This window comes from Neoroseomonas alkaliterrae (assembly GCF_014199195.1).
In the GTDB taxonomy this organism is placed as follows: domain Bacteria; phylum Pseudomonadota; class Alphaproteobacteria; order Acetobacterales; family Acetobacteraceae; genus Neoroseomonas; species Neoroseomonas alkaliterrae.
This window is the reverse complement of the sequence record NZ_JACIJE010000003.1, coordinates 459,604-465,603: the sequence shown is the minus strand read 5'-3', so window position 1 is coordinate 465,603 and position 6,000 is coordinate 459,604. Positions and strand designations below refer to the sequence as shown.

The following is a 6,000-nucleotide window of genomic DNA, read 5'->3' as shown; positions in this document are numbered from 1 at the left end:
CGGGCGGGCGCAGGTTATCCACAGGCGCGGGAAAGCGGGGATGACTTGGCGCGGGGGCGGTGCGGTTCCGCCACGGCTGTTGCAGGAATGCCGCGCGGGAAGGGGCGCAGCCGAGATGCGCCGCGCCCGCGGGAACTCAGCGGCCTCGATACCGTGCTCCGCATGGCCGCGCAAAGTTGCGCGTCCGGGATGCGCCGCGCCCGCGGGCCCTCAGCGCTGCGGCATCGCCTCCGGCACCACGGTGCGGATCAGGCTCGCATCCAGCGCCTCATAGGCGTGATAGCCGATCGTCTCATACAGCTCAGCGCGGGTCTGCATGCGGGCCCGGCGCCCGAACGACCGCGGGGCCCTGTACCATCCAGACAAAGGATCAATCCTTGTCCGCAAAGGATCCGGATCTGGTTCCGCGCGCGGCCGCCCCACCAGCCCGGCGCGCCATACCCGCGGGCGAAAGGTCAGACCATTCGCCCGCTGGCATCAGATCGCGACCTACGCCGCCCCGTAGATGAACACCGGCATGGGCTGGGTCTCGTCCTTCACCTCCTTCACGCCGGGCACGTTCTCGGCCAGCACGCGCAACGCCTTCTGCACCGCGTCGCTGCGGCGGAAGCCGTGGAAGGTCACCACGCCGTCCTTCACCTCGAGCATGGTGTAGAAGGTGTCGGTCCAGGGCTCCTTCTTCATCGCGGCCAGCACGGCGCGGCGGATGCGCTCGTCGGAGAGTTCCGCCCCCTCGGCTGCCGGCGGCGCGACCAGGGCGCGCAGCAGGTCGGCGCGGCTGACGATGCCCTTGAGCTTGCCGCCCTCGACCACGACCACGCGCCGGATGTTCTGCTGCTCCATCATCTGCGCGATATGCGCGGCGGTGGTGTCGGGGCTCACGGTGACGACCTTCTCGGTCATCAGGTCGCGCGCCGTCACGCCATGGGTCCGCGCATAGCGTTCCGCCTGGCTCGCCGGATCGGCGAAGAGCGAGCCGAACCAGGAGGTCGGCTTGTCCTCCTCCCCGGCGAGGCGGCGGATCAGGTCGGCCTCGGTCACGATGCCGAGCACCTTGCCCTCGGCATCCACCACCGGCACGGCGGAGATGCCGCGGTCGGCGAGCAGCCGCGCCATCGCCATCACCGGCGTCTCGGGCGGGACGGTCACGACATCGGGGGTCATCAGGTCACGGGCGAGCGGGCCGGTCATCGGGGTTCCTCCAGAACGCTTTTTTCACAGTGGCAGCCGACGAGCGGGCACGCCTTGAGCCAAATCAACGGCCGGGCAGCAAAGCGGCGGGGAAGGCCGCCTGAAGCACCGCCGGCATGATGGCGCAGCGCGCCCCGCGCATCCAGGGCACCCCGGGGAGGGAGGCGTTCGGGGATTTCGCCTTCCGGTAGCGTTGCGCGATGATATTATCTCGTTATGCGATGGTTCCGCATGGCCCTGCCCGCCCTTCTCGCCGCCTGCGGCCAGACCACCGGCGCCGACATCCTGAACGTCGTCGCCTGGCCGGTGCCGCAGATCGTGGGAATGATCACAGCACCCTCCGAGCGCGAGGCCACCTGGGACGGCGAAGCTACCGAGGCCGCGCCGGGCGAGACGGCCCTGCGCCTCATACTCGGCTCGCGCCGCGGCATCGCGACCCTGCTGCAGGAGGAGGGCGAGCGGCGCCTGTGGCGCACCTCCGGCGGGGTGGTGGTGGCGACCGAGGGCGCGCGCGTGGTCGCCACCGCCGGGCTGCGCGAGGTGCTGGCGGCGACGCGCTTCGACGGTGCGGATCCGCTCGCGCGCCTCGCCGCCGGTGGCGATGCCGGGGAGGGCGAGTGGCGCGGCACGCGCGTGGTGGACGTGATGCGCTCCGGCAGCGACCCGGCGCGGATGCGCTTCGGCGTGCGGCTCGACTGCCGCATGCGCGCGGGCGCGGCTGCGGAGGATACGCTGCTCGTCGAGGAGACCTGCCGCGGCGATGCGCGCTTCACCAACCGCTTCTGGGCGGATGCGCGCAGCGGCGCGGTGTTCCGCTCCGAGCAATGGATCGGCGACGGGCTGCCGATGCTGGTGGTGGAGATCCTCGCGATGCCGGCGGCAGCCGAGGTCATTCCGCTGACCAGGTGAGGCCGGCGCGGCGCACACGCCGCGCGACATGCAGCAGCCAGGCGCATTGCACGATCAGCGCCGGCAGCACCACCAGCGGCTTCCACCCGGACGGCAGGTGCAGGAACAGCGCGACGAGCGCGCCGTGGAAAAGCACGAAGCTCCAATGCAGCGCGGCGACGGCGCGCACCGTCATGCCGCTGCGCTGCGCCATCTGGTAGAGATGCGTGCGATGCGCGGCCGCGATGCGCTCGCCCATCGCGGCGCGGCGGAGCAGCGTGAAGGCGGCATCGAAGAGCAGGCCGAAGAGCAGCAGCGGCACGATCAGGAAGGAGACCTGCGCCGCGTCGAAGCGCGCCGCCGCCACCGCCAGCACCGCCATCATGAAGCCGAGGAACTGGCTGCCGACATCGCCCATGAAGATGCGCGCCGGATGCAGGTTGAAGGGCAGGAAGCCGGCGAGCCCCGCGGCCAGCAGCAGCGCCGCCGCATAGACGAACCACCCGCCCTGACCCGCCGCGACGACGCAGAGGATGACCGCGGCGAGGAAGACCGAGCCCCCCACCAGCCCGTCGAGCCCGTCCATGAAGTTCAGCGCATTGGTGCAGCCGACGATCCAGAACAGAGTCAGCGGCAGGCCGATCCAGCCGAGCGGCACCTCCCCGATCCAGGGCAGGGCGAGGCTGTCCAGCGTGAGCCCCGCCGCCATGGCGACGAGCGCCGCCCCCGCCTGCGCGGCGAGCTTCACCGAGAAGCGCAGGTCCTTCACGTCGTCCCACAGCGAGACCGCCGCGATCGCCACCGCCGCGCCGATCACGCCGAGGAACTGCGGCGGGGGCAGGCGCGCATAGGCCGCGCCGACATACAGCGCCGCCATGCCCACGACGAAGGCCAGCACCACGCCAAGCCCGCCGCCGCGCGGCGTCGGCCGGGTGTGGGAGGAGCGCGCATTCGGGTGGTCGAGGATCGGCCAGGCGATCATCAGCCGCACCACCAGCGCCGAGAGCACCGCGAGACCGGCGGCGAAGGCGAGGTGCCGCAGCACCGCTTCGGCGAGCATGGGTGCCTCAGGGCGGCAGGCGCAGCGCGGAGTCGAAGCGCAGCGTGGTGCCGTTGAGCAGCGGGTTCGCCGCGATCGCGAGCACCAGCGCGGCGAACTCCTCCGGCCGGCCGAGCCGCGCGGGGAAGGGCGGCAGCGCGCGGATCGCCGCCTGCGCGGGCTCGGGCAGGCCGGCGAGCATCGGCGTCTCGAACAGGCCGGGCGCGATGGTGACGACGCGGATGCCGGACTTCGCCAGCTCCCGCGCCGCGGGCAGCGTCAGGCCCATCACCCCCGCCTTGGAGGCGGCATAGGCGCATTGGCCCACCTGCCCGTCCTCGGCGGCGATGGAGGCGGTGTTGACGATGACGCCGCGCTCGCCGTCGGGGGCGGTGGGTGGCTCGGCCTGCATGCGCTGCGCGGCGAGGCGCAGCACGTTGAAGGTGCCGGTGAGGTTCACGCGCAGCGTCTTCTCGAACAGCGCGAGGTCGTGCGCGCCCGAGCGCCCGACCACGCGCGCGGCGGGCGCGATGCCCGCGCAGTTCACCGCGATGCGCAGCGGGCCGAGCCCGGCGGCGGTGGCGATGGCGCCGGCGACGTCGGCCTGCTCGGCGACATCACCCACCACCGGCACGGCGCCGCAGCGCGCGGCGAGCGCGGCGAGCCCTTCGGCGTTGAGGTCCAGCGCGACGACACGGGCGCCGGCGGCGGCGAGCGCCTCGGCCGTCGCGGCGCCGAGGCCGGAGCCCGCGCCGGTGACGAGCGCGGCGGCGCCGGTCAGCTCCATGGCGCCGCCGTCCGGGTGAAGGTCCAGTAGTGGGGCACGCGGCCCTCGCGGATCGCCTTCGCCTCGTAGCGGGTGGGGTGCCAGCCGGCGGGGCGCTCGCCCGCCGCATGGAGGCTGCGGGCGAAGAAGGGCTGGGCGGCGAAGGTGTCCTCGACCCATTGCTGGTAGGTCGGATCGTCGCTGGCGATCCACCATTCCGCGCCTTCGCGCAGCACGCGCGCGACGGCGGGCAGCATCGCCGGGTGGACGAAGCGGCGCTTGGCGTGGCGCGCCTTGGGCCAGGGGTCGGGGAACATCAGGTAGAGCCGCGCGAGGCTGCCGGCGGGCAGCAGGGCGACGAGGTGGCGCGCATCCTCGGGCCAGAGGCGCAGGCGCGCGGGCGGCTCGGTGGTGGCCTCGGCACCCTCGGGGACGAGGCGGGCAAGAAGGGAGCAGAGCCCGTTCTCGAACACCTCGGAGGCGATCAGCGCAACCTCGGGCCGCTCGGCCCGCAGGGCGAGGGTGTGCTCGCCCCCGCCGAAGCCCACCTCGAGCCAGAGATCGGCGGAGCCGAACACCGCGCGGGGATGCGTCGCCTCCGCCGCGGTCAGGCGGAAGCGGGGCAGGGCCTGGGCAAGCAGCCTTTCCTGCCGCGGGCGCAGCGGATGGCCGCGCCGTCGGCCGTAGAGGCGGTCCGGCACGCCCTCGGGCGTGAGGGCGGGCGCGCGATGCGGGGCGGGTGGCGGCGCGCCGGGGGAAGCCGACGCCCGGGACGGCCCGGGCGCGGCTGCCCGCGCCGGACGGGCGGGCGGCCCCTTGCGGGCACCCGGCGCGCCGTCCGGTCCGGCGCCGTGGCCCCTCACCTGCCGAAGGCCCGCTTCAGCTCGTCCACCAGGTCGGTCTTCTCCCAGGTGAAGGTGCCCTTCTCCGCATCCGGCGTGCGGCCGAAATGGCCGTAGGCCGAGGTCGGCACATAGATCGGGCGGTTGAGGTGCAGGTGCTCGCGGATGCCGCGCGGGGAGAGGTTCACGAGGCCGTCCACCACCTTGGCGAGCTTCGCCTCGTCGATGTCCTTGCCGGTGCCGTGCAGGTCGAAATAGACGCTGAGCGGCTTCGAGACGCCGATCGCGTAGGAGACCTGGATGGTGCAGCGGTCCGCGAGGCCCGCGGCGACGACGTTCTTGGCCACGTAGCGCGCGGCATAGGCCGCCGAGCGGTCCACCTTGGTGGGGTCCTTGCCGCTGAACGCGCCGCCGCCATGCGGGGCCGCGCCGCCGTAGGTGTCCACGATGATCTTGCGCCCCGTCAGGCCGCAGTCGCCGTCCGGGCCGCCGATCACGAACTTGCCGGTCGGGTTCACGTAGAACTCGTTGTCCGGGCACATCCAGCCCTTGGGCAGGGTGGATTCGACGATCGGGCGAAGCATGCGCTTGATCTCGGCCTGCTCGAGCCCCTCGACATGCTGGGTCGAGACGACGACGGAGGTGGCGCCGACCGGCTTGCCGTCCACGTAGCGCAGCGTGACCTGGGACTTGGCGTCGGGCAGCAGCCCTTCCACCGCCTTGTCCTTGTTGCGGCGCATCTCGCTGATCCGCCGCAGGATCAGGTGGGCGTAGAACAGCGGGGCGGGCATGAGGTCCGGCGTCTCGCGGCAGGCGTAGCCGAACATGATGCCCTGGTCGCCCGCGCCCTCGTCCTTGTTGCCGGCCGCGTCCACGCCCTGCGCGATGTGGGCGGACTGGGCGTGCAGGTGGCAGGCGATGTCGGCGTGCTGCCAGTGGAAGCCGTCCTGCTCGTAGCCGATGTCGTGGATGGCCATGCGCGCGAGGTGCATGAGGTATTCGGGCGTGACCGAGGAGGGGCCGCGCACCTCGCCCGCCAGCACGACGCGGTTGGTGGTGACGAGCGTCTCGCAGGCCACGCGGGAATAGGGATCGGCGGTGAGGAAGGCGTCCAGCACCGTGTCCGAGATGCGGTCCGCCACCTTGTCGGGATGGCCCTCGGACACGGATTCGGAGGTGAAGAGGAATTCGCCGGTGTCGCGCATGGCTTGGTTCGGCCTCTTGTCGCGTGGGTGATGCCGGCGGGACGCCCCGGCAGGCTGGGCCCGGGGAAT

6 protein-coding genes are annotated in these 6,000 nt (G+C 72.8%); 1 reads left to right on the top strand and 5 read right to left on the bottom strand.

What is annotated here, in order from left to right; all coding sequences use genetic code 11:
• Positions 1-489: 489 nt before the first annotated feature.
• Positions 490-1,191: a CBS domain-containing protein gene (locus FHS88_RS08215; protein ID WP_246419620.1), complete on the bottom strand. Its 702-nt coding sequence runs from the start codon at positions 1,189-1,191 to the stop codon at positions 490-492.
• A 216-nt stretch (positions 1,192-1,407) separates the two neighbouring features.
• On the opposite strand from FHS88_RS08215, the gene FHS88_RS08210 reads away from it, so the two are divergent.
• Positions 1,408-2,100, top strand: coding sequence for a YjbF family lipoprotein (locus FHS88_RS08210; protein WP_184483394.1), 693 nt, complete (start codon positions 1,408-1,410; stop codon positions 2,098-2,100).
• Here FHS88_RS08210 and FHS88_RS08205 read toward each other — a convergent pair.
• From FHS88_RS08205 to metK, 4 genes are all read right to left on the bottom strand, one after another.
• Complete coding sequence (locus tag FHS88_RS08205) at positions 2,081-3,139, bottom strand: glycosyltransferase family 4 protein (RefSeq protein ID WP_184483392.1); 1,059 nt, start codon at positions 3,137-3,139, stop codon at positions 2,081-2,083. The two genes, FHS88_RS08210 and FHS88_RS08205, sit on opposite strands and share 20 nt — an antisense overlap.
• A 7-nt stretch (positions 3,140-3,146) precedes the next feature.
• Positions 3,147-3,905 carry an SDR family NAD(P)-dependent oxidoreductase gene (locus FHS88_RS08200; RefSeq protein WP_184483390.1) on the bottom strand — a complete coding sequence of 253 codons (759 nt, stop codon included), beginning with the start codon at positions 3,903-3,905 and terminating at the stop codon, positions 3,147-3,149.
• Complete coding sequence (gene trmB, locus FHS88_RS08195; protein ID WP_184483388.1) at positions 3,896-4,585, bottom strand: class I SAM-dependent methyltransferase; 690 nt, start codon at positions 4,583-4,585, stop codon at positions 3,896-3,898. The genes FHS88_RS08200 and trmB overlap by 10 nt, the downstream gene beginning before the upstream one ends.
• Positions 4,586-4,743: 158 nt before the next feature.
• Positions 4,744-5,931, bottom strand: coding sequence for a methionine adenosyltransferase (gene metK, locus FHS88_RS08190; RefSeq protein WP_184483386.1), 1,188 nt, complete (start codon positions 5,929-5,931; stop codon positions 4,744-4,746).
• Positions 5,932-6,000: the final 69 nt, after the last annotated feature.

Coding starts and splice junctions, on each gene's coding strand:
- FHS88_RS08215 (WP_246419620.1), bottom strand. CDS start 1,191: ATGACCGGCCCGCTCGCCCGTGACCTGATGACCCCCGATGTCGTGACC.
- FHS88_RS08210 (WP_184483394.1), top strand. CDS start 1,408: ATGCGATGGTTCCGCATGGCCCTGCCCGCCCTTCTCGCCGCCTGCGGC.
- FHS88_RS08205 (WP_184483392.1), bottom strand. CDS start 3,139: ATGCTCGCCGAAGCGGTGCTGCGGCACCTCGCCTTCGCCGCCGGTCTC.
- FHS88_RS08200 (WP_184483390.1), bottom strand. CDS start 3,905: ATGGAGCTGACCGGCGCCGCCGCGCTCGTCACCGGCGCGGGCTCCGGC.
- metK (WP_184483386.1), bottom strand. CDS start 5,931: ATGCGCGACACCGGCGAATTCCTCTTCACCTCCGAATCCGTGTCCGAG.